A 22,402-nucleotide genomic window follows, 5' to 3' on the forward strand; every position below is an offset into this window, starting at 1 on the left:
TTCAAAGAACTACTTGGTCGCTCATTTGCGACTTCCTTATGTTAACATCTTCGTTTTTCGATGTCAACTAAGTTTTTCAATTTCTTTTTTGTCATTTTCTGCGTTTCCGCATCAGCGACGTTTATTAATATATCACGCAGTATATATAAGGTCAATACTTTTTATAAAAAAATTTCACATCCCGTTAAGGAGTTAAAAAACCTTTGATAACCCTTATTATTTCCGTTCGTTCTTCATTCCTCCTTATTTCATATCTTATCGCTTTAACATAATCTCTAGCGAATGAAAATTCTAAATTTTGTGTTATATTATTATTATAGGAGTGTGGTGAGAATGAGCATTAAATATTCAAACAAAATCAATAAGATTCGGACCTTTGCACTAAGTTTAGTATTTATCGGCCTCTTCATTGCATACTTAGGTGTCTTTTTCCGCGACAACATTATTATTATGACAACATTTATGATGGTTGGTTTTTTAGCTGTTATCGCTAGTACTGTCGTTTACTTTTGGATTGGTATGTTATCTACAAAGACTATACAAATCATTTGTCCAAGCTGCGATAAACCAACAAAAATGCTCGGTCGTGTCGACGCATGTATGCATTGCAATCAACCTTTAACACTTGATCGAAATCTAGAAGGAAAAGAATTTGATGAGAAATATAATAAGAAGAGCTATAAATTATAGGGATATAGGGTACAGTTCTATTTACAAAGCTAAAGAAGTTTCAACTCATTAAAAAGTCGATTTCTTAACCAAGAAATCGACTTTTTAATTTTTCCTTATTAAACTAAAGTTCCCGTTAGTTTAATAAGGAAAAAGGCTATTAGAAAAACGATGCCTTTCATATCGCTTACTGTCTTCTTCTAAAATTTATTATGTCTATTTTTTCGATATTACAGTAAACATCCCCGTCATGTTGGGTGAGTAATCTTTAAAATTATATTTTTCATAGAATGACGTTTTACCTTCTGATGCAAACAAACCAACAAACGCTTTATCCGGTGCAGTCTGATTTAAGTATTCAACTAAAGCACTCATTATTTTCTTTCCAATACCATTCTTTTGATAATCTGGATGAACCACTATATCTTGAATATAGAAATAGATAGCCCCATCACCAACAATTCTCCCCATACCCACAATTCGATTATTATTATTGACTGTGACGCAGTAAATAGAATTTTGAAGTGATGTTTCCACCACTTCAAAATTCATATAATTAGTCCACCCGACAGAGTCACATAAATACTTGTATTCTTCCAATGTTGGAATGTTATTTTTAATCTCATATGTTTTCAAAGCGCATCCCCCAAGATGTTATTTTCACTACATAAAATCTATTCGACGCAGTTTTATCTAACCCTCTTACTAACTTAACTTGCTCCCATGGCCTTTCCACTTAACGCTGTAATTCCAAATAAACATAAGATACCTTTATATAATAAAAAAAGAGGCTGACGTAACCGTCAGCCTCTTTTTTTATTATATATTACGCCTTATGACACTCTGGACAAACGCCATAAATTTCTAAGCGATGACTATTAATAACGAAGCCTGTCGTTTTCGCAGCTTCCTCTTCAAGCTGTTCCAATCCTCCATAAGGAAAATCAACAATCTTACCACATTTTTCACAAATCACATGATAATGTTGACTTGTAACATAATCAAATCTACTTGAAGCGTCTCCATAAGTTAATTCCTTTACAAGTCCAACTTCTTTAAATACACGTAAGTTATTATAAACAGTTGCAACACTCATATTTGGAAACTTACCTTCTAATGCTTTATAAATGTCATCCGCTGTTGGGTGCGTCATAGATTCCACAAGGTACTCTAAAATAGCATGACGCTGTGGAGTAATGCGTACACCCGTATTTTTCAGCATTTCTAGCGCTTCTTTTAATTCTTCTTTGACCACCGTCATGCACCCCGATTCTATACGGATTATTATTTTATAATTCTTATAAAGAGTGTACTCCTTTTCTTATAAATCGTCAATATTTCTACTATAAGTATGTGGTTTATTTTTGTATATAGCCTTATTCTTATGTATCTTTCCCCAGTTTCTATACATTTACATAGAAAAAAGTGCGACATAATCGCACTTGGAATACTATCATCTGAGGAGGTATGCCCTACACTTCCACTTTATGTAAGACGATAAAATATGTATAGACACTTGCCTTACTTCTATATATTTTACCTCCACTATAGGTTTACTTTATATAAGAAAGAACGTCCTCGGTATGCCCTTTTACTTTTACCTTACGCCACTCTTTTACAAGTTCACCGTCTTTATTAATAAGAAATGTCGAGCGTTCGATTCCCATATACTCTTTCCCGAAGTTCTTTTTCAATTTCCAAACATCGTACAATTCTGCCACTTTATGATCTTCATCTACTAAAAGTGTAAATGGAAGTTCATGCTTCTCAATGAATTTCAAATGTCTATTCGCTGAGTCAGGGCTTACACCAAGGATAACCGTATCCTTCTCTTGAAATAATCCATATGCATCACGAAAATCGCATGCTTCTGTTGTACACCCTGGAGTCATATCTTTCGGATAAAAATATAGAACTACATTTTTCCCGCGAAAGTCAGCTAAGCGAACTTGTTCTCCGTTACTTCCTTCTAACGTGAATTCCGGTGCCATTTCTCCTACTGTAATCATTATTATCACTCCTTATTGTTTCTTTTACTATATCAAATGCGATCTTATTTTTCATTGTCTATTACAGACCTCATCACAAAAGCAAACGGTAATGTATATCCAATTAGTGCTTCTCCGATTGCAATCCATCTCCCTATTCCAATCGGAGCTATATCACCATATCCAACGGACAATAAAGTGACTGCACTAAAATATAAACAAATTTCAACAAGCTGAAAAGAATGAGCGGTCAACCTTTCACTATCTTCTTTCAAAACTGTAAAACCCATTTCCTCTAATACAACATAACTTAATCCAAATGCAATCAGTACTGTTGTATAAATTAAAAATAACGAGGCTAAATTATATAACGAAAAGAAACGTTTTGAATCTGAATACGAACTCCATAATAATTGGACACTTCTTAAAATAGCTACTGCTGCAGTTAATAGAATAAATCCCCATAACATGTCCTCCACCTCATTTTATATGTATGAGATGGGCGGCTGATTTATCCCTTTGAAACGAACAAGCTTCTATAATTAATTCCCCGCACCACGATATCGTTTTACCCCTTGATTCCAGAGAGTAATTGCAATAGTAAAGCAAATGACACCAACAATTGGCGTTGCAAATGCATAGCTATTCCACTCTGTTTTTCTTAAGAAGTACGCCGCTGGGTATACTCCAACAAATGCAAATGGTAAAACAAACGTTAAAATGAAACGAATTACACGGTTATAAATATTAACAGGATAGCGGCCGTAATTACCTATGTTATACATAAGCGGCATAATGGAACTTTTCGCATCCGACCAAAAACCAAGGCTCGCAAGCGTAACAAATATCCCGCCGTACACAAGCGCTCCTCCTCCTACCATCAGTAAGAATAGGAAGAAATCATACCAGTAAAAGGATAAATTTAGTTCTACTGCTGCGTATCCCATTACAATAATTCCTGTAACCGCTCCAATTAAAGATTCAAGTTCCATTCTTTCTAATATAATTTGAAATAAGCTATGAATTGGTCTCGTCAATACACGATCCATTTCACCTTTAATAATGTAACGATCATTAAAGTCCCATATGTTAAAGAATGCTGAAAAAATGGCAAACGGTACTAAAAAGAAACCATAAATAAAGATGACTTCTTCTCGGCTCCATCCTTTTAATGCTTGTGTATGCCCAAATACTACGAGAATAAAGATTAAATTAACCGCTTGTAGTGATAAATCCGAAAGTAATCCGACGATAAAATCGCCTCGATACTCTAATTTTGTTTTTATATATTGGCTTGCGTATTGCAAAAATAATTTTATATATAGCATCCTATCATCCCCCTTGTACAATTAGACGTTTTCTCGCCGTTTTCCACATGAGTACAATTGGAATAATAAGTATAATTGCCCAAATTACTTGAAATAACAAAGCTTCATATAACTTACTTCCCTGTATACCTTCAGAGAAAATCATACTCGGAATATAACTAATTGCTTGAAACGGTAAAAACACCATTGCTTTTTGGGCCCATAATGGATAAAAACTAATCGGTAATAATAAACCAGAAAATAAATCAATCACGACACGTTTTGCATACATAATTCCACTATTATTAAATAAGAAGAATGTAAGCATTCCCGTCATTAAGTTTATTTGTGTATTAATGATAAAGCTAAATATTAACGATAAGAAGAAATATAACCACGTTTGAAAATTCGTTGTAATTTGTAATGAAAATAACAAAGTAACGATGACCATACCTGGGATTGAAAAGAATGCAAAACGAAATATCCCTTCGCCAAGACCTTGCATAACTTTCATTCCTAAATAGTTATATGGACGAATTAGTTCTACCGCCACACGCCCTTCTTGAATCTCCATCGCAATTTCTCTATCTATATTATTGAAATAAAAAGCACGTGCCATCCATGCGATCGCAATATACGTAGTCATTTGCGAAATAGATAAACTTTCAATATTCTCTTTCCCGCTATAAATCGCTTGCCATAAAAAATAATACGCACCGATATTAATCGTATAAATTAAAATCCCGCTGTAATAATTTGTACGATAAGCAAGCATCATTAAAAAGCGAATGCGAATCATTTCAATATACTTACCCATGCTTAATACCTTCTTCATAAATGTTACGAATTATTTCCTCTGTAGACACTTCGTTAATTTTTAAATCTTTAATTTGAAAAGCTTGTACTACTTTAGAAATAAGCATTGAAATAATAATTTCTTCATTCGGTATTTTTGCAACCCACGCATTTTCCTCTTTCGCTTTTGACCAAACGACTTGACTATCTGGCATAACCATCGATAACATCTGATAAGAAACTGGAGCGACAAATTGAAAATGGATTTCCTTCTCTGCTCCCCACTGTGTGCGAAGGTTATTTAAAGAACCGTCATACATAATATTTCCTTCATCCAGCATGATAACGCGCTCACATAAAGCTTCAATGTCAGTAATATCATGTGTTGTTAATAAAATTGTTGTTTTATAACGTTCATTCATCTCTTTTAAGAATTCACGTATTTTCAATTTCACAAGAACATCTAGCCCTATTGTTGGCTCATCTAAAAATAGTAACGGTGGATTATGAATTAATGCTGCCGCTAATTCACAGCGCATCCTTTGGCCAAGAGATAACTTTCGGACAGGCTTATCTAATAAAGGACCAATATCTAACGTTTCAATTACGTGCTCCATATGTTCCTTATACTGAGTGTCTGAAACACCGTACACTTTCTTCAATAAACGAAACGATTCTTGTACCGCAATATCCCACCAAAGCTGAGAGCGCTGACCAAAAACAACACCAATTGTTCTCACAAATTCTTCTCTTTGTTTATGTGGATTCATTCCGTTCACCGTGATTTGCCCTGAAGTCGGGGTCAAAATCCCTGTAAGCATTTTAATCGTCGTTGATTTACCAGCACCATTCTCACCAATATAACCAACCATTTCACCTTGCTTCACAGTAAAAGACACATCATTTACTGCTGGTACTATTTTATAATTACGATTTAATAAATCGCGAAATGCACCCTTTAATCCCGGACGACTTGAATAGGCTGTAAACTCTTTACGTAACCCTTGTACCTCAATTACCGATTTCATAATCGGACCCCCTTCCTAAATGTCACAACGAATAGTTTACCCAACTGCTCCTTCTATCACAAACAATACGTCTTTTCTAAAAACATGTTAGAATAATACATAGATTTTTGTAAGGAGATGAATTGTAGTGAATTTCACGAAATCAGAAGCATTACATAAAGAAGCTTTAGAACATATCGTTGGTGGTGTTAATAGTCCTTCTCGTTCTTTCAAAGCAGTTGGAGGCGGTTCTCCCGTTGCAATGGAACGTGGAAAAGGTGCTTATTTCTGGGATGTAGATGGAAATAAATATATCGATTATTTAGCAGCATACGGTCCTATTATTACTGGACATGCTCACCCCCATATAACAAAAGCAATTACAACAGCTGCTGAAAATGGTGTACTATACGGAACGCCAACAGCACTAGAAGTAAAATTTGCAAAAATGTTAAAAGAAGCAATGCCTGCATTAGATAAAGTCCGCTTCGTAAACTCTGGTACAGAATCCGTTATGACAACCATTCGTGTTGCCCGCGCTTACACTGGTCGCACAAAAATTATGAAATTTGCTGGTTGTTACCACGGTCATTCCGATTTAGTACTTGTAGCAGCTGGTTCTGGCCCTTCTACTCTTGGAACTCCTGATTCAGCTGGTGTGCCACAAAGTATTGCACAAGAGGTTATTACCGTTCCCTTTAATAATGTAGAAACTTTAAAAGAAGCGTTAGATAAATGGGGACATGAAGTAGCAGCTATCCTTGTAGAGCCAATCGTTGGAAACTTCGGTATTGTAGAGCCTAAACCTGGATTCCTTGAGAAAGTAAATGAGCTTGTCCATGAAGCTGGTGCATTAGTAATTTATGATGAAGTTATTACTGCTTTCCGCTTTATGTACGGTGGTGCTCAAGACTTACTTGGCGTAACACCAGACTTAACTGCACTTGGTAAAGTTATCGGCGGCGGACTTCCAATTGGCGCTTACGGTGGTAAGAAAGAAATTATGGAACAAGTTGCCCCGCTTGGACCTGCATATCAAGCTGGTACAATGGCAGGAAATCCTGCTTCTATGGCATCTGGTATCGCTTGTCTAGAAGTTCTTCAACAAGAAGGCGTATACGAGAAATTAGATGAACTTGGCGCAATGCTTGAAAAAGGAATTTTAGAGCAAGCTACAAAACATAATATCGATATTACAGTAAACCGCCTAAAGGGTGCATTAACTGTATACTTCACGACAAATACAATTGAAGATTACGATGCAGCCAAAAATACAGATGGTGAAATGTTCGGTAGATTCTTCAAACTTATGCTTCAAGAAGGTATTAATTTAGCACCATCTAAATATGAAGCATGGTTCTTAACGACAGAACATACACAAGAAGATATCGAATATACAATTGAAGCTGTTGGAAGAGCATTTGCTGCTTTAGCAGACAATAAATAATACTGTCATTACAAGGAAAAAAGAAAGGTTACCTTTCTTTTTTCCTTTTTTCTATTTCATAAATCCCGCATTAATAGTATAATTATTCATAATTATCTGTTTTAAATTCTTTTAGATCGTTATTATCTCTGTGTACAAGGTGATTTACACCTTAAATAGTAAGATTATTCAATCTTTTACAAAAGGGGGGATTGACGGATGCTCAATAAAAAAAATACATGGACACCGTCTTTATTTCGAGATTATAAAAATGCAGAACATGATGCGTGTGGAATCGTTTCCGTTATGGAAAAAAGAAAAATTCCTACAAAAGAAAATATCGACCTTTGTATACAATCACTAATCAAAATGAACCATAGAGCTGGTTTCATCAATGGCGAAGGCGATGGTATTGGAATCCATATTGATGTACCAAAAGCACTTTGGAACGAAAAATTGAAAAGTAGCGGATATAATCCAACGATTGTGGATCATCCCCACTTTATCGTTGGACATTTTTTTCTAAACAAAAAAGAAAATATTGTTGACTTAAAAAATTACATTCGTACGCAATTAAACAATGAAAACTTTACTATTATTTTCGAAAGTGATGATGTAATAAATTCCGATGCACTCGGTCCACTTGGTAAACAGGAAGAACCTTTATTTTGGCAAGTTGCCCTTATCTCTGAAAATGAAGTTAAAAGTATTGAGCAAACATTATTTGCTGTAACGATAAAAATAGAGGAAAACGAAGCGATTCACGTTGCTTCATTAAGTCGTGATCATGTTGTATATAAAGTTCTAGGTGCTGGAGATACACTTGTTGCCTATTACAACGATTTACAACACCCACTTATCGCTTCAACTATGACACTAGGACATAATCGCTATTCTACTAATACATTATCTAATTTTTTTCGTGTACAACCATTTAGCATTCTCGGACATAATGGTGAAATTAATACAATTGCCAAATTACGTGATCAAGCCGAAATGATTCATGTACCACTAACTGCAGGGGGAAGTGACTCCCAAGATTTAAACCGCACCTTAGAGACTCTTCTTGTTCAATATAACTACAGCTTATTTGAAGCGATGGATATACTATTCCCACCAATTATTAATGAAATAAAACTATACGAAACAAACTTACAAAACTTATACACTTATATAAGAGAAGCTTGGGGACATTTCGCACAAGGACCAGCTGGCATTATTTCACGCTATAAAGATGAAGCTGTATTCAGCGTCGATTCCCTTGGCCTACGACCAGTATGGAAAGTAGAAACAGAAAGCTCTTATATTTTCTCTTCTGAACCTGGAGTTGTATCACCAACCGAATATGTAGAAGAACCGAAACCACTCGCTCCTGGAGAAAAGGTCGGATTAAAATGGAATGAACAAGATGAACTTGTTCTTTATGAATACGACAAATACCAAATTGAAGTATATAATCGTTTCCAAAAACGAATCGATGTTAACAATTATCATTTAAACTTATCTATCCCTGAAACGAAAGAAATCCAAGGATTATGTGATTCTGTTCAAGTTGAAACGAAACAGTACGTTTCTTTCGGGTGGGATCGAGAGCATATTCAGCTCCTTGAACAGATGGCAACAAAAGGAGTTGAGCCAATTCGCTCACTTGGTCATGACTCGCCACTTGCTGCACTCGATACGGATAGACGAAATATTGCTGACTTTATTAAAGAAAGTGTAGCTGTTGTTACAAACCCAGCAATTGACCGTGATCGTGAAATTGAACACTTCTCTACACGTACTGTACTTGGAGAGCGTCCAAGTTTATTAAGTAAGATGAAACAGCCATTTGTAGTTGAGATGCTTTCACCAATTATTTTAGAAGGAAGTGTTGCACAATCTATCGCAGAGGAATTGCACACAATTACGTACGAACAACTTATACAGTTGTTCGTTACACATAGCTCTATCGCTACAATTTCTGCCACCTTCAGTCCGTTAGAAACTTTACAATGCGCATTAAATCGAATTAGTTCCGAAGCGATAGCTGCCGTTAACAATGGTGCTTCCCTACTATTATTAGATGACGCAAAAGCTCATCAAAATGAACAGTTATGGATGGATCCACATTTAGTTACCGCTAAAGTACATCAAGTATTAAGTGAAAATAAATTACGCCGAAACTGTTCTCTCGTTATACGTTCTGGCGCTCTTCGCTCCTTACACGATATCGTCACACTATATGGATTAGGAGCAGACAGTATTAATCCATATTTATTGTTCGCGACCGTAAATGATGGATCAAAAACACCAATTATGAATCTGTATAATGCACTTAATAAAGGACTAGAGAAAGTCATTTCAACAATTGGAATTCATGAGTTACGTGGTTACGGCCGCCTCTATTCCTCTATCGGATTACATGAGGAAATCGCAAATATATTACAAATTACGAATTTCTTCGGTTCAAATGATTTAGCTTTTTCACTTGAATCGCTTGCTAAAGATGCGAAATCGCGGGCAGATGATTATAACAACCCTAAAATTAGAATGCGAAAATCATTTCATATATTCCCGCGGATTTGGAAAGCAATTGGTGATGTTGCAAAAGGAAATTCTTATGATGATTACCGCGAAAAGTTAAGTGAATTAGAAGACAATAATCCGATTGCAATCAGACACCTTGTTCAAACGAAACAAACAAAGCATGTCGTTCCGGCTGAAGAAGTGTCTATTAGCATTCAAAATCATGATTTACCGTTTATTATTAGTTCCATGTCATTCGGTTCTCAAAATGAAATTGCCTTTCGTGCATATGCAGAAGCTGCCGATCAGCTAAATATGATTAGTTTGAACGGTGAAGGCGGCGAAATTAAAGATATGATTGGCAAATACCCAAATACACGTGGACAACAAGTTGCATCTGGCCGATTTGGAGTAAACGCTGAACTACTAAATTCATCAAATTTAATTGAAATAAAAATCGGTCAAGGCGCAAAACCTGGCGAAGGCGGACATTTACCAGGTTCTAAAGTAACCGCAAAAATTGCTGAGGCACGTAACGCTACAATTGGATCAGATTTAATTTCGCCTTCTAACAACCATGATATTTATTCGATTGAAGATTTAGCTCAAATGATTACAGAAATTAAAACGGCTAATCAACTTGCAAAAGTAGCCGTAAAAGTCCCTGTCGTTCCTAACATTGGAACAATTGCTGTCGGTATCGCTAAAGCTGGCGCTGATTTTATTAACATTAGCGGATTTGACGGCGGAACAGGGGCTGCACGTATTCATGCATTACAACATGTAGGTCTTCCAGTAGAAATCGGTGTTAAAGCTGCTCACAACGCTCTACTAGAAGCAGGTATGAGACATAAAGTAGAAATTTGGGCAGATGGTGGTATTCGAAGTGTAAATGACGCCTTAAAAATCATGCTTCTTGGAGCAAACCGTATTGGGTTTGGTACATTATCAATGATTGCCATCGGCTGTACAACTTGCCGTGGTTGTCATCTAGATACTTGCCACGTTGGAATTGCAACACAAATTGAATCTGAAGCACAAGCGAAAGAACATGGATTACGCCGCTTCGTCCCGCGCGAATTAGAAAGCGCAGTTGCTGGCCTATTAAATTTATTCACCACTTTCGGTTTAGAATTAAAACGGTTAACAGGGCAACTCGGTTATACAAATTTACAAGAAATTGTCGGGCGTTCCGATTTATTAGAACAAGTTCGAGGTCAAGATTTGTTAGAGTTATATAATTTACTACAAACGATAGAAAATTCAACTGTTACAACAAGAGTATCTGTGGAAGAAAAACAATTTGAAACAGTGCATTCTCCTCACTCAAAAGAATTAGTAGGAGTTGGCGTAGAACAACGAGTTATGGGCGGTTTAGAATCTTGTTATCGCGTTCGTAGTAAATTATATGAAGATACAAAGCTTGAACCACTTACATTAAAGTATACAAATGGCTCTGTTCCTGGAAATGGATTAGGTGCTTACAATAGTGAAAACTTATTTATACACGTAAATGGCGGCGCACAAGATGGCATTGGCAAAACTTCATTTGGCGGTGGCATTTATATAACGAAAGCAAAAGGTAAAAATGGAACATATTATAATGGATCTGTCGGAAAAGGATTTGGATATGGTGCACAAAAAGGTGCATTATACGTGCAAGGTAACGCCGACGCTCGTGCTGGTATTCGCCTTTCTGGAGCAGACATGATAATTGGAGGGAGAATGACAAAACCACTCCGTGAAAAAGAGCAAGGAAATATAGGATCATACTCGAATATTAAAGGTTTCGCTTTTGAATATATGACAAATGGGCGGGCTCTTGTTTTAGGAGATCCTGGTCCATGGATCTGTGCTGGTATGACTGGTGGTGTTGTTTATTTACGTCATGATTCAAACTTAGGTTTAACAGAAAAAGCCTTAAAAAGAAGAATCGCAAAAGGTGCAAATGTTACATTACAATCAATTAGTAAAAATGGTGTGCAAGATGTAACTGAACTATTGCTAGATTATATTCGTGTATTAAATGAGCATGAGCAATATGAGGAAGTTGCTTTGTTAACCCCGTTACTAGATGATATGCAGCAGCAATTTTTTGAAATTATCCCGAAAAAGGAGCAGGCTGATCCATCTATCTCAACTGAGTGATATATACCCTTTTTATTTTCAATAAAAAATTGACGAAGTATACTTCTCATAGTAATCTATAGTAACAATTTGAAACCTGCTGAAATTCAGCAGGTTTTTTTACTAAAAATTAATGTTTAAAAAGAATTAGGAAAAAATTATAAAGTGAAACTTTAATCAGTGGGGGTTTTGTTCATCCCCCACTGATTATTAGCCCACACCAATCGGGCATTTACGGGCAGCCCGACTCCCACCTAACTCCTTTGCTCTAGCCGAACTTTGAGGTAGGAGTTCTACTGCCCGCAAATAGCGGGATAAATGAATCTTAATTTCTTTTTTTATATCACTAAAATATCACTTGCTAACATATTGTAATGAATGTATAGTATCATGTTGTACATTCATTATGACAAGAGAAAGGATCTTATTAAGGGTATGAAACTTGGTGCTCGCATTTTAAAAACGGGTATTGCCATCACATTAGCTTTATTTGCTTGTACTTTACTTCACTTACCGAGTCCGGTATTTGCGGGAATCTCAGCTATATTCGCTGTTCAACCGTCTGTATATCGTTCGTATTTAACTGCACTTGAACAAATTCAAGCAAACGTAATTGGTGCGGTATTCGCTATCGTATTTGCTACTGCTTTTGGACATAATCCTTTTATTATTGGATTAACATGTATATTAGTAATTGCTCTTACATTACAATTACGATTAGAAAACACAATATCAATTGCTTTAGTAACAGTTATCGCCATTATGGAGTATCAAGGCGAAGATTTCTTTAGTTTTGCCTTACTTCGCTTTGCGACGATTATGATCGGAATTATTGCGGCTTCAGTTGTAAATTTAGTGTTTATGCCGCCAAAATACGAAACAAAGCTTTATCATCGTATCGTTGATAATACAGAGGAAATTGTGAAATGGATTCGAATGAATAGCAGACAAGCTTCTGACTTTACAACGTTAAAAACTGATATTGATCGTATGAAAGAAAAAATGATCAAACTAAACCATTACTATTTGCTGTATAAAGAAGAAAGAAGCTACACGAAAAAAGTACAGTTCGCAAAAATTCGTAAGCTCGTTTTATTCAGACAAATGTTAGCGACGACAAGCCGTGCTTTAAGTACGTTAAAATCATTACATCGTACTGAAAATGAACTGCGCTATATGCCAGAAGAATTTCAGGAATCTATTCAAAACGAACTTGACTCATTAACGCATTATCATGAACAAGTTTTATTAAAATTTATTGGTAAAGCAAAGAAACAACAATCCGTTGAGATGCTTGATGAAGTTGAAACAGGTAAACAAGAATTAATTGATATCTTTATGGAGTATCAAAACAAAGATGATGAGGAAGCATATAAAACATGGTTACATCTATTCCCTCTTATTTCTTCAATTATTAATTATAGTGAAGAAGTAGAGCATTTAGATTTACTTGTGGATAGCTTCTACACATACCATAAGCCAGAAACAGAACTCCAAATCGACGATAAAAAAGAAGACGAATAAAAAACAGCTCCTTTTACGCTAAAGGAGCTGTTTCTGTTATATTTTGAAGTTGATATAAATTGTAATAGAATCCCCTTTTTTTCATTAACTCTTCATGAGAACCTGTTTCTTTAATTTCACCATCTTCAATGTAAATAATTGTATCAACATGCGTAATCGTTGCTAATCGATGTGCAATTATAATCGTCGTCCGATCAGCAGCTAACGTTTGAAGTGCCTCTTGAATATACCGTTCGTTTTCTAAATCTAAAGCAGAAGTTGCTTCATCTAATATAAGTAACGATGGATTCTTTAGAAATACTCGCGCAATTGCTACACGTTGCCTTTGCCCACCAGATAACTTCACACCACGTTCTCCAACAACAGTATTGTAACCATCTGGTAACTCTATAATAAAATCATGAATTTGCGCGGCTTTGGCTGCTGCAATCACTTCTGTCTCTTTAGCTTTCGGATTTCCATATAAAATATTAGCTCCGATTGTATCGCTAAATAATAAATTATCTTGCAGTACAATTCCAATATGGCTACGTAAATTTCTCATATCATACTTTCTTACATCTATCCCATCTACATAAACTGACCCTTCCGAAACATCATAGAAACGCGGAATTAAACTAGCAAGAGATGACTTTCCTCCCCCACTCGCTCCTACAAGTGCTACCTTCTCTCCTGGCCGCATAGTTAATGACAAGTTATGTAATATCTCTTTTTCATCTGCATTATAACGAAAAGACACATTATCAAATACAATTTCTCCATTTAATTTTTTCGCTTGTACCGCATTTGGCACATTAACAATATCGTACTTTTCATCTAACAGTTCAAACACTCGATCCATTGAGGCGAAAGATTGCGTTAATGTTGTAGATGAATTAACAAGGCGGCGAAGCGGACTATATAAACTATCCATATAACCAACAAAAGCAACCATAGTCCCTAGCGTTAACTGACCTTGAATTACTTCATATGCTGCAAAACCAATGACAAGTAACGGGCCTAAATCAGTTAAAGTATTTACTGCCGAAAATGTTCTCGCCGTCCAACTTGTATGCGTTAATGCTTTCGTTAAAAATTCATTATTTCTTTTTTCAAACTGCTTACCCTCATACTCTTCTAATGCAAAGCTACGCGTCACTTGCATTCCTTGAATGCGTTCATGTAAATAACCTTGCATAGTTGCTAACGCTTGTGAACGTTCTTTCGTCAATTTTCGAAGACGTCCGAAAAAATATTTCACCGCAACAACATAAATAGGTAAAATCAATAAAGCAACAAACGTTAACTTTATGTTCATAGAAAACATAACAATAATAGCAATCGCAATTGTCGCAGTATCTAACCAAACATTCATTAAACCGGTAATTACAAAATCCTTCGTTTGCTCTACATCATGGATTACACGTGAAATAAGCTCTCCTGTTTTTGTATTCGAATAATAACGCAAGCTCAATTTTTGCAAGTGACCAAAAATATGTTTCCGCAAATCATATAGTATTGTATTCGCGATACGTTGCGCGAAATATTGACGATAATATTCAATCGGTGGCCTTAATACTGCAAAAATAAAAAAGGCTATCCCAATCGCCGTTATTAATTGGGACGTTTTATCTTGAAGTGAACCCCCACCTTGGATTACATCGTCGATAATATACTTTAATAACCATGGCATAATAAGCGGGATACCGAACTTAACTAGACCGATAACAATTGTAATAGCAATAAGCCATCTATATGGTTTAACAAATTGTAAATATCTTTTTATACCTTGCACATAATCCCCCCTCTAATAGGACAAACCTGCCGGGAAATCCCCTGCAGGTTTGTTTTAATTTCTGTACATTAAATATCTCTCATACCACATATCTACGAAATCTGGTGCAAATGGACCTTTTCTTTGATGAATCCACTGCGTTAAATGTGCTACATTTCGCTTTAAAATTGTATCAATAACAGGTGGATATTGCATGATTTGACTATGCTTTTCATACTCATCTTCATCTAACAGTGTATATGTCATATCTGGATACACTTTAATATCTAAATCATAATCAATATACTTTAATGCTTCTGAATCATATGCAAAAGGAGAACTTAAATTACAATAATAATATACACCCTCTTCTCTTAGCATCCCAATCACATTAAACCAATAGTTTGCATGAAAATAACAAATTGCAGGTTCCCTAGTAACCCATGTTCGGCCATCTGATTCTGTAACTATTGTTCGATCATTCGCTCCAATTACAAGACTCTGTGTCCCTTTTAAAATCGTTGTCTCTTCCCACATTCTATGAATGGAGCCATTATGTTTATAACTATGTATTTGTACTTTTTCTCCTTCTTTGGGAAATGCCATATATGCTCCCTTCTTTCAACTGCAAATGCCCTTCTTAAATTAACTCAACTATCCTTTGAACTGCATTCACTTTTTTTCTATTATAACTTTTTTGTCGAAATTTTAAAACTAAAGCGACAAGACTCTATTTTTTACACTGCATGTTTATTGTTGAATACCATATCCCTACTGAGGCTTTTCCTGACTCATTTATAAATGAGGAAATAATAACAGAAAAAGCCCTTCCTTATTTTCATGTTAAGAAGGACTTTTCATCTGAAGGTAAGAACATATCTTATCCTAAATTTGAAATCATTTTTTCAGTTTCAAAAGATTTAATCACACTATTCGTTTGCTTTTCGAATTTTTCATGTAATAGTTTCAATGCTATTTCTGTTCTATATATTTCTTGGCGAATAAAATGTAAGTCTTTTTTATCGCACGTATCCTTTTCACTCACTTCAATTTGCTGATACTTCTCTAAGTGTGATTGCAATTTTAACAGCTCATCCATCGTTTCCAATTGCTCTCCTACCAACTTATCAAAATCCTTCATTACTTACCCCCTTTTAGATTTATTCATTAGTTATTATTCCTAATTACATATTTCTAATCTTTAACTTCCTTCTCCTTTGACTACATTTGTTGACTTATTAGAAGTTATGTCGTTCACTTTCTTTTCATTACAATGACCCGCACACAAAGAAAACACTTCTCTCGAATTGGAGAAGTGTTTTTCTTTCATTACTCGTTTGAACTAGAAGATTGTGATTGTTTTGCAGCTGATTTTGCATTTTGTTTTTTCACAGCATGCACGTCTGTTTCAGTTGCAAATTCTGTACCATAACTAGCGTTTGCACTTTGTGCACCAGAAGCTTGTGCTTTCTTTGCTTCTGATTGTGCGTTTGCTTGTTTTACTGCTTGTACATTTGTTTCAGTCGCAAACTCTGTACCATAACTAGCATTTGTACCTTGAATGCTAGCACCAGAAGTTGCCTTGTTGTAACCTTGTTGTTTTTTACTCATCTTTCTCACCTCCACAACCAATAATGTAACCAATTCACTCGGAAACTATCCGTAATTTTCTGTTGAAAAATTTCCGCATATATCTCTTAATACTCATTCAAACTATAGGGTACGGAGGTGGAAATATGTATATAGGACGCGATATGACTGAACTAACGATGATTTCAAAAAATGAATGGAAAGAAGATGAATTAGCTTATTTTCATCATTCATTACAACAGATTTTGCCCTATTTAAACGCAGAAGGTCAAAGTATTTATAAAGAAATTGTAATAGAAATTGAATCAAGAGGTGGCTTACAAGAAGGTGATGCCAGTTGGACTCATGGGACAAAAATTTCTTACGATTAAAAAAGTGTTCCCAATCTAGGGAACACTTTTTTTGTTTATTGCATTGTAATTTTCTCAACACAACTCTCATAAATCGTACGATGCGATTTAGAGAAAGGTAACTGCTCAAATGCTTCTTTCGATACAAACTTTAATGTATCTGTTTCAACAATATCACCAGTTACTTTTCCGTAAAATACGAATATATCCCAGGTACGATGCGTAAACGTATGTTGCACATTCATTGCGTACTCATCAATAGAAATCGAAAGCTCAAACTTTTCCTTCATATAATCTATAAGCTGTTCTTTCTGACTTCGAATCCCTTCACCAAGTTCAATATTCGGAAACTCCCACATATTAGCTAATAATCCGCTACTTGGACGTTTATTAATAACGTAACGACCATCTTCAGTTTGAAGTACTCCTGCAACAAGCGGTACCATTGTAGGAGCTTTCGCTTTACTTTTTACTGGTAGTTCTTTTTGAACACCTTCAGCATATCCCCTACAATGCTCACGTACAGGACAAAGTAAGCATGCTGGATTTTTAGGAATACAAATTAGTGCACCTAATTCCATCAAACCTTGATTAAAATAAGATGGATTTTCAGCTGAAATAATTTCGCGCACAATCTCTTCAAAAACTTTTCGAGTCTTTGGTTTTGCAATATCATCCCATACTGATAAAATACGGGATAACACGCGCATAACATTTCCGTCAACTGCTGGCTCTGGTATACCATATGCGATACTTAAAATTGCACCTTTTGTATATGGTCCCACTCCTTTTAATTTTTCAATTTTCTTTACATCACTCGGTACTATCCCGCCATATACTTCTTTTACCTCTTTTACAGCCGTGTGTAAATTTCGTGCTCTAGAATAATACCCTAAACCTTCCCATGCTTTTAATACTTCTTCATAATCAGCATTTGCTAAAGCTTCCAACGTAGGGAACTTCCCCATAAAATTTGCGTAATATGGTTTTACAGCTTCTACCCTTGTTTGCTGTAACATAATTTCCGAAACCCAAACACGGTATGGATCTTTATTTTCTCGCCACGGTAAGTCGCGTTGCTCTTTTTCAAACCAACCAATTAAATCATTTTGAAACTGCTTTATGTTAAATTTTTCTAATATTTCAAGTGTCAAACTTGATCCCCCTCATTTTTTTGCATATACGTACTATTATAAAGATTTTTAGGAAAAAATTTAAGTAAGATGACATAGGAAATAGAAGGCAAAGGACTTGAGGTATCGAATAAAAAGAGTTACATTAATAAAAAACGGAGGTGGATTTCTATGGACACAGCCACTCACCTTGTTATGGGTGTCACTTTAGGTAGTTTGGCAACATTAGACCCAGCTATAGCGCAAAGTGATATTGGACCACAAGCAGTTATGCTCGCTACAATTGCTGGTTCCAATATTCCTGACATCGATACAGTTTTAAAATTGCGTAATAACGCTAAATATATAAGAAATCATCGCGGGGTTACTCATTCCATTCCTGCAGTAATTCTTTGGTCATTCCTTATAAGCGGCATCTCTTTCGCCTTCTTTTCAGACGCTCCATATCTTCATCTACTACTTTGGTCATTTATAGCTGTCTTTCTTCACGTCTTTGTAGATATTTTCAATGCCTACGGTACACAAGCGTTACGGCCTTTCACAAAAAAATGGGTCGCACTCGGCATAATTAATACGTTTGATACTGTCATTTTCTTTATCCATATACTTGCGATTGCTTGCATGCTCGTAGGTTCCCATAAAGGATATACAGCCTTAGCTGCATATATATTAATGATTGTTTACTATATCGGACGGATTATGATGCATAGAAATATAAGAAGCGTTGTACACAAACGTTTCAAACATGTTGAGAAGATCATCATTTCTCCTTCTTATCGATTTTATCATTATCATTTAGCAGTCGTTACGACTGATTATTACTACGTTGCGAGATGGCATCGTGGTAACATTATGATATACGATAAGTTCGATCGGGTACCGTTCCCAGATAACGCTATTATGAGAGCTGCTAAACAAGATGAAAACATCTCGGCCTTCTTATCTTTCTCTCCTGTATATCGTTGGGATATTTTTGATTATGATAACTATTACGAAATTCGCTTCATTGATTTGCGCTATCGAAGTAAAGATTATTATCCATTCGTTGCAATCGTTCAGCTCGATCAAAATTTAAATATTATTAATTCTTATACCGGATGGATTTTCAGCGAAGAAAAACTTCGAAAGAAACTGGAATTGCTTCCACATTAAAAAAAGCGACTTTAGTCGCTTTTTTAATGTTTTAAATGGTCTTCTTGATTAATTAAATGGCTGTATTTCGGATTATTTGTACGCATTTCATGAAGACGCGCTCCATGATTATTAATCCATGTTCTTACTACTTGCTCAGTCATTTCCTCACCTTGATAACGACCTGATTTCGCATAAGTTGTTTGAAAATCTTCCCAAAGTAATTCAACCCACGCACGAGCTTGTCCGTAAGAAAGCTTATCATTCTTGTCTAATAATTCTTTCGTTAATGCTTCATAAATATCATTCATGTTCTAATCTCCTTTTACCTATTTATCCCTTCATTTCTAAAGGATAGTTTCTTCTATTTTGCACATTCTATAAGTGATACTTCTTAAAGAGGTATCAACTGATGATGAGGAGGGCGTTCGCAATGGGTAAACAAGCCGAATTTTGGTCTGAGTCAAAAAACAACAGCAAAATCGACGGTCAGCCGAAAGCGAAATCACGCTTCGCTTCGAAACGACCTAACGGCACAATTAACACGCACCCACAAGAACGTATGCGTGCTGCAAATCAGCAGGAAGAGTAGTACAGGTACAACCTAAAAAATTAACTTCCTACACGAGGTGATAAAGATGAGCTACCGTGATCGTTTAGATAGTCGTTCTGAATTATTTAACCATACGTGGACTCGTCCGAAACATGCGAAAGCACAAGTTAACGGACAGACGCAACAAACCCAGTCTCTCATTATATTGGCCAACGAATGTAAAAAACGCCAATTTTAGAATCTCCTATCTCCTTTAACGCCTACCAAAGATGAAAACCAGAGAGATATTCGCTCTCTGGTTTTTATTTTTCTTGCAACAAGGAAATTGGTATCCCAATCTCTTCATTATCATTTTGCTTATAACCCCAAGCAAATACCCCATTGAAGTACGTAATTTTAAATAATACACCAGGTTCTTCTACTAATTCATATGTCTCACCAATATTGAATTTGTTTATATCAGTCATGTAAGCACGGGCCATGGCCATCTTTCTCATTAATACATCGAATTCATTTACAATTCCAAGTTGCTCAGCCTTTACTGCTTGCTCCTTTAAAGCGCCAATTTCTTCTCTAAGCTCATGCGGTGTCATTTCACTGTAGCGTTTTGGCATATTCATCTTATTATTCCCCTCATCCCTCTTCACTTTTCATTTGTAAAAATATCTCTATTTCATCAATAGAAAATCCTTTTCGATATAACGCTTGTTTCATCTTATTTTCGAATGTCCATCCATCATACTTCTTATATTTCTCATAATATTTATTTCCATGATAGTGTAACGCTTCTTGTTGCTTTTCGTCATCTTTTTCGTCTTTCAATTCTTCCAAACAAATTTGAATCACATCTCTAGAATATCCTTTACGAACAAGCATTTCATCTAACTTTAGCTTCATTTGTAAAAATGAATGCTTTTGATAAGATTTTTTCTTTTTTTCTACAAGAATCAAAGCATTTTCAATTTGCTTCTCCTTTGGATACTCTTGTAAACTATGTGTAATGATTAGATCCTGAACGCCTTTATTTAACAGCTCTCTTTTTATAACAGTTGGACCTTTTCGATTCACATTACTTTGCGTTCGCGTATATAAAATGGCATACTCTTTATCATTAATATATCGGTCATGTAATAATTTCGAAACGACTTCAGAGATGATGGCCTGTCCCACTTCTTTTTTTCGTAAAAAATCTTCTATTTCTTGTTTCGTTCTCATTTGATAGGATAAATAGGAGATTGCTTGTAAATATGCTTTTTGTACCTCTTCATTGAACAAAATATTGCCTAACTCTATTTCATCAATTTCTAAACCTTTTTGTAATCCATGTTTCATTAAGATTACTTGATCCACACTAAATCCGTACTCTTCACCTTGACCTTTATCAATATAAATATTAAATCGCTCTTTCGATCGTTTTTGCACTTCTATTTTTGTAATGACAGCCATACTCTCACCTCTCTATTATTTTAACATAGTCAAGGAACGTTTTTGCTTTTCAAGAATATATATAATGAGGAGGAAATAATTGTGAGAATCGCAATTTTTGGTGGTACCGGCTTTATCGGTAAATACCTTTCTACTTTTTTTATTCAAAAAGGATATAATGTTTACATTCTTACTCGAAACAAAACTACTGAAACTTCCCACCCTAACCTTCAGTATGTACGATGGACACCTGATTTACAAACCTTCCCCCTCTCTTCTATTGATGTAGTTATTAATCTAGCTGGAGAGTCTATTAATAGTAGGTGGACAAAGAAACAAAAGGAATCCATTTTAAACAGTCGAATTCAAACAACAAAAGGACTTATTAAACAATTGCAAACACTTGGTACAAAGCCAAATACATTTATTAACGCAAGTGCTATTGGATACTATGGAACGTCTGAAACTGAGTCTTTCACAGAACAGCATGAGATTCCTGGAAATGACTTTTTAGCAAATACAGTATATTCATGGGAACAAGAAGCATCTAAAGCACGTTCTCTTGGAATGCGAACAATCTACGCAAGATTCGGAGTCATATTAGGTGCAGACGGAGGTGCTCTTCCAAAGATGCTACTTCCCTATCAATTTTATATCGGAGGCACAATTGGATCTGGAAATCAATGGTTATCATGGATTCATATAGATGATGTCGTTCGCATGATTGATTTCATCATACACAAAGAAGAAATTAATGGTCCTCTTAATATTACAGCCCCGTTACCTATAAGAATGAAGGAATTTGGAGAAACCATGGCAACTATAATGAGAAAACCTCATTGGTTACCTGTCCCTTCATTTATGCTTCACGCTTTATTGGGTGAGATGAGTATACTTGTACTAGAAGGGCAACATGTATTACCTAGTAAAGCAATTGAACATGGGTACCAATACACATTTCCGACAATAGACCATGCATTACAAAATATACTTTCGCATACAATGTAGTACTTCTAAAACACAGTTTTACAAGGGGTTCCCTTTCAAAACTTTCATTTTCTAGGATTCAGAGCATTACTACACAAATAACCTTTCAGTTACTTTTTCTTCAATCAC

Annotated in this window: 24 protein-coding genes; 9 read left to right on the forward strand and 15 right to left on the reverse strand. The window is 35.5% G+C overall.

Annotated elements, in window-relative coordinates; all coding sequences use genetic code 11:
- Nucleotides 1–333: 333 nt before the first annotated feature.
- A complete protein-coding gene (locus tag JDS95_RS23715; protein ID WP_000025051.1) occupies nt 334–690 on the forward strand; it encodes a YgzB family protein in 357 nt (118 codons plus the stop codon).
- A gap of 195 nt (nt 691–885) precedes the next feature.
- Here the strand turns inward: JDS95_RS23715 and JDS95_RS23720 are convergent, their stop codons facing one another.
- The 7 genes from JDS95_RS23720 to JDS95_RS23750 all read right to left on the reverse strand — a co-directional run bounded on the left by JDS95_RS23720 (nt 886) and on the right by JDS95_RS23750 (nt 5,787).
- On the reverse strand, nt 886–1,305 hold the full coding sequence (locus JDS95_RS23720; protein WP_085451198.1) for a GNAT family N-acetyltransferase: 420 nt from the start codon (nt 1,303–1,305) through the stop codon (nt 886–888).
- A gap of 190 nt (nt 1,306–1,495) precedes the next feature.
- Complete coding sequence (gene perR / locus JDS95_RS23725) at nt 1,496–1,924, reverse strand: peroxide-responsive transcriptional repressor PerR (protein WP_000237831.1); 429 nt, start codon at nt 1,922–1,924, stop codon at nt 1,496–1,498.
- A gap of 298 nt (nt 1,925–2,222) precedes the next feature.
- Entirely contained in the window at nt 2,223–2,678 is a 456-nt protein-coding gene (gene bcp / locus JDS95_RS23730) for a thioredoxin-dependent thiol peroxidase (protein WP_000633719.1), read from the reverse strand.
- A 44-nt stretch (nt 2,679–2,722) separates the two neighbouring features.
- On the reverse strand, nt 2,723–3,127 hold the full coding sequence (locus JDS95_RS23735) for a potassium channel family protein (RefSeq protein WP_199690815.1): 405 nt from the start codon (nt 3,125–3,127) through the stop codon (nt 2,723–2,725).
- A 72-nt stretch (nt 3,128–3,199) separates the two neighbouring features.
- Nucleotides 3,200–3,985, reverse strand: coding sequence for an ABC transporter permease (locus JDS95_RS23740; protein ID WP_000965746.1), 786 nt, complete (start codon nt 3,983–3,985; stop codon nt 3,200–3,202).
- Nucleotides 3,986–3,989: 4 nt separating this feature from the next.
- Entirely contained in the window at nt 3,990–4,781 is a 792-nt protein-coding gene (locus JDS95_RS23745) for an ABC transporter permease (RefSeq protein WP_000521522.1), read from the reverse strand.
- Nucleotides 4,774–5,787 carry an ABC transporter ATP-binding protein gene (locus JDS95_RS23750; RefSeq protein ID WP_000843664.1) on the reverse strand — a complete coding sequence of 338 codons (1,014 nt, stop codon included), beginning with the start codon at nt 5,785–5,787 and terminating at the stop codon, nt 4,774–4,776. The genes JDS95_RS23745 and JDS95_RS23750 overlap by 8 nt, the downstream gene beginning before the upstream one ends.
- A 127-nt stretch (nt 5,788–5,914) precedes the next feature.
- Here JDS95_RS23750 and hemL point away from each other — a divergent pair, with 127 nt between their 5' ends.
- From hemL to JDS95_RS23765, 3 genes are all read left to right on the forward strand, one after another.
- Nucleotides 5,915–7,213: a glutamate-1-semialdehyde-2,1-aminomutase gene (gene hemL / locus JDS95_RS23755; RefSeq protein ID WP_001011872.1), complete on the forward strand. Its 1,299-nt coding sequence runs from the start codon at nt 5,915–5,917 to the stop codon at nt 7,211–7,213.
- Between the two features lie 198 nt (nt 7,214–7,411).
- On the forward strand, nt 7,412–11,848 hold the full coding sequence (locus JDS95_RS23760) for a glutamate synthase-related protein (protein WP_000932745.1): 4,437 nt from the start codon (nt 7,412–7,414) through the stop codon (nt 11,846–11,848).
- A 414-nt stretch (nt 11,849–12,262) separates the two neighbouring features.
- A complete protein-coding gene (locus tag JDS95_RS23765) occupies nt 12,263–13,351 on the forward strand; it encodes an aromatic acid exporter family protein (protein WP_000765795.1) in 1,089 nt (362 codons plus the stop codon).
- Nucleotides 13,352–13,364: 13 nt separating this feature from the next.
- Here JDS95_RS23765 and JDS95_RS23770 read toward each other — a convergent pair whose 3' ends face one another.
- From JDS95_RS23770 to JDS95_RS23785, 4 genes are all read right to left on the reverse strand, one after another.
- On the reverse strand, nt 13,365–15,125 hold the full coding sequence (locus JDS95_RS23770; RefSeq protein ID WP_001161636.1) for an ABC transporter ATP-binding protein: 1,761 nt from the start codon (nt 15,123–15,125) through the stop codon (nt 13,365–13,367).
- 54 nt (nt 15,126–15,179) lie between these two features.
- The gene (ntdP, locus tag JDS95_RS23775; RefSeq protein ID WP_000885402.1) at nt 15,180–15,710 is read right to left on the reverse strand and encodes a nucleoside tri-diphosphate phosphatase; all 531 of its coding nucleotides are present in this window, start codon (nt 15,708–15,710) and stop codon (nt 15,180–15,182) included.
- A 274-nt stretch (nt 15,711–15,984) separates the two neighbouring features.
- Nucleotides 15,985–16,245, reverse strand: coding sequence for a YgaB family protein (locus JDS95_RS23780; protein WP_000651154.1), 261 nt, complete (start codon nt 16,243–16,245; stop codon nt 15,985–15,987).
- Nucleotides 16,246–16,433: 188 nt separating this feature from the next.
- On the reverse strand, nt 16,434–16,715 hold the full coding sequence (locus JDS95_RS23785; protein ID WP_199690816.1) for a gamma-type small acid-soluble spore protein: 282 nt from the start codon (nt 16,713–16,715) through the stop codon (nt 16,434–16,436).
- Nucleotides 16,716–16,840: 125 nt separating this feature from the next.
- On the opposite strand from JDS95_RS23785, the gene JDS95_RS23790 reads away from it, so the two are divergent.
- A complete protein-coding gene (locus JDS95_RS23790; protein WP_000275431.1) occupies nt 16,841–17,065 on the forward strand; it encodes a hypothetical protein in 225 nt (74 codons plus the stop codon).
- 35 nt (nt 17,066–17,100) lie between these two features.
- Here the strand turns inward: JDS95_RS23790 and mutY are convergent, their stop codons facing one another.
- The gene (gene mutY / locus JDS95_RS23795; protein WP_199690817.1) at nt 17,101–18,198 is read right to left on the reverse strand and encodes an A/G-specific adenine glycosylase; all 1,098 of its coding nucleotides are present in this window, start codon (nt 18,196–18,198) and stop codon (nt 17,101–17,103) included.
- Between the two features lie 150 nt (nt 18,199–18,348).
- Between mutY and JDS95_RS23800 the strand changes: the two genes are divergently transcribed.
- Nucleotides 18,349–19,329, forward strand: a complete 981-nt coding sequence (locus JDS95_RS23800) for a metal-dependent hydrolase (protein WP_000379139.1) — start codon at nt 18,349–18,351, stop codon at nt 19,327–19,329.
- 23 nt (nt 19,330–19,352) lie between these two features.
- Here JDS95_RS23800 and JDS95_RS23805 read toward each other — a convergent pair whose 3' ends face one another.
- Complete coding sequence (locus tag JDS95_RS23805) at nt 19,353–19,619, reverse strand: YfhJ family protein (RefSeq protein WP_000998161.1); 267 nt, start codon at nt 19,617–19,619, stop codon at nt 19,353–19,355.
- A 122-nt stretch (nt 19,620–19,741) separates the two neighbouring features.
- On the opposite strand from JDS95_RS23805, the gene JDS95_RS23810 reads away from it, so the two are divergent.
- On the forward strand, nt 19,742–19,900 hold the full coding sequence (locus JDS95_RS23810) for a small, acid-soluble spore protein K (RefSeq protein WP_000517891.1): 159 nt from the start codon (nt 19,742–19,744) through the stop codon (nt 19,898–19,900).
- 46 nt (nt 19,901–19,946) lie between these two features.
- Nucleotides 19,947–20,099, forward strand: coding sequence for a YpzG family protein (locus tag JDS95_RS23815; RefSeq protein WP_000122093.1), 153 nt, complete (start codon nt 19,947–19,949; stop codon nt 20,097–20,099).
- A gap of 64 nt (nt 20,100–20,163) precedes the next feature.
- Here JDS95_RS23815 and JDS95_RS23820 read toward each other — a convergent pair whose 3' ends face one another.
- Entirely contained in the window at nt 20,164–20,481 is a 318-nt protein-coding gene (locus tag JDS95_RS23820) for a YfhH family protein (protein WP_001057022.1), read from the reverse strand.
- Between the two features lie 13 nt (nt 20,482–20,494).
- A complete protein-coding gene (gene recX, locus JDS95_RS23825) occupies nt 20,495–21,307 on the reverse strand; it encodes a recombination regulator RecX (protein ID WP_000268509.1) in 813 nt (270 codons plus the stop codon).
- Between the two features lie 81 nt (nt 21,308–21,388).
- Between recX and JDS95_RS23830 the strand changes: the two genes are divergently transcribed.
- Nucleotides 21,389–22,294 (forward strand): TIGR01777 family oxidoreductase, encoded by a 906-nt coding sequence (locus tag JDS95_RS23830; protein ID WP_001216901.1) that lies wholly within the window; start codon nt 21,389–21,391, stop codon nt 22,292–22,294.
- The last annotated feature ends 108 nt before the right edge of the window (nt 22,295–22,402 follow it).

It is taken from the genome of Bacillus cereus group sp. N24, from assembly GCF_016483345.1.
Classification (GTDB): Bacteria; Bacillota; Bacilli; order Bacillales; family Bacillaceae_G; genus Bacillus_A; species Bacillus_A toyonensis.

Bases quoted from the DNA above. Each gene is read 5' to 3' on its own strand.
- JDS95_RS23750 (WP_000843664.1), bottom strand. From the start codon at position 5,787: ATGAAATCGGTAATTGAGGTACAAGGGTTACGTAAAGAGTTTACAGCC.
- JDS95_RS23760 (WP_000932745.1), top strand. From the start codon at position 7,412: ATGCTCAATAAAAAAAATACATGGACACCGTCTTTATTTCGAGATTAT.
- JDS95_RS23745 (WP_000521522.1), bottom strand. From the start codon at position 4,781: ATGGGTAAGTATATTGAAATGATTCGCATTCGCTTTTTAATGATGCTT.
- JDS95_RS23785 (WP_199690816.1), bottom strand. From the start codon at position 16,715: ATGAGTAAAAAACAACAAGGTTACAACAAGGCAACTTCTGGTGCTAGC.
- JDS95_RS23820 (WP_001057022.1), bottom strand. From the start codon at position 20,481: ATGAATATGCCAAAACGCTACAGTGAAATGACACCGCATGAGCTTAGA.
- JDS95_RS23780 (WP_000651154.1), bottom strand. From the start codon at position 16,245: ATGAAGGATTTTGATAAGTTGGTAGGAGAGCAATTGGAAACGATGGAT.
- JDS95_RS23715 (WP_000025051.1), top strand. From the start codon at position 334: ATGAGCATTAAATATTCAAACAAAATCAATAAGATTCGGACCTTTGCA.
- JDS95_RS23805 (WP_000998161.1), bottom strand. From the start codon at position 19,619: ATGAATGATATTTATGAAGCATTAACGAAAGAATTATTAGACAAGAAT.
- JDS95_RS23815 (WP_000122093.1), top strand. From the start codon at position 19,947: ATGAGCTACCGTGATCGTTTAGATAGTCGTTCTGAATTATTTAACCAT.
- JDS95_RS23735 (WP_199690815.1), bottom strand. From the start codon at position 3,127: ATGTTATGGGGATTTATTCTATTAACTGCAGCAGTAGCTATTTTAAGA.
- JDS95_RS23810 (WP_000517891.1), top strand. From the start codon at position 19,742: ATGGGTAAACAAGCCGAATTTTGGTCTGAGTCAAAAAACAACAGCAAA.
- ntdP (WP_000885402.1), bottom strand. From the start codon at position 15,710: ATGGCATTTCCCAAAGAAGGAGAAAAAGTACAAATACATAGTTATAAA.
- JDS95_RS23800 (WP_000379139.1), top strand. From the start codon at position 18,349: ATGGACACAGCCACTCACCTTGTTATGGGTGTCACTTTAGGTAGTTTG.
- JDS95_RS23765 (WP_000765795.1), top strand. From the start codon at position 12,263: ATGAAACTTGGTGCTCGCATTTTAAAAACGGGTATTGCCATCACATTA.
- JDS95_RS23740 (WP_000965746.1), bottom strand. From the start codon at position 3,985: ATGCTATATATAAAATTATTTTTGCAATACGCAAGCCAATATATAAAA.
- JDS95_RS23790 (WP_000275431.1), top strand. From the start codon at position 16,841: ATGTATATAGGACGCGATATGACTGAACTAACGATGATTTCAAAAAAT.
- bcp (WP_000633719.1), bottom strand. From the start codon at position 2,678: ATGATTACAGTAGGAGAAATGGCACCGGAATTCACGTTAGAAGGAAGT.
- recX (WP_000268509.1), bottom strand. From the start codon at position 21,307: ATGGCTGTCATTACAAAAATAGAAGTGCAAAAACGATCGAAAGAGCGA.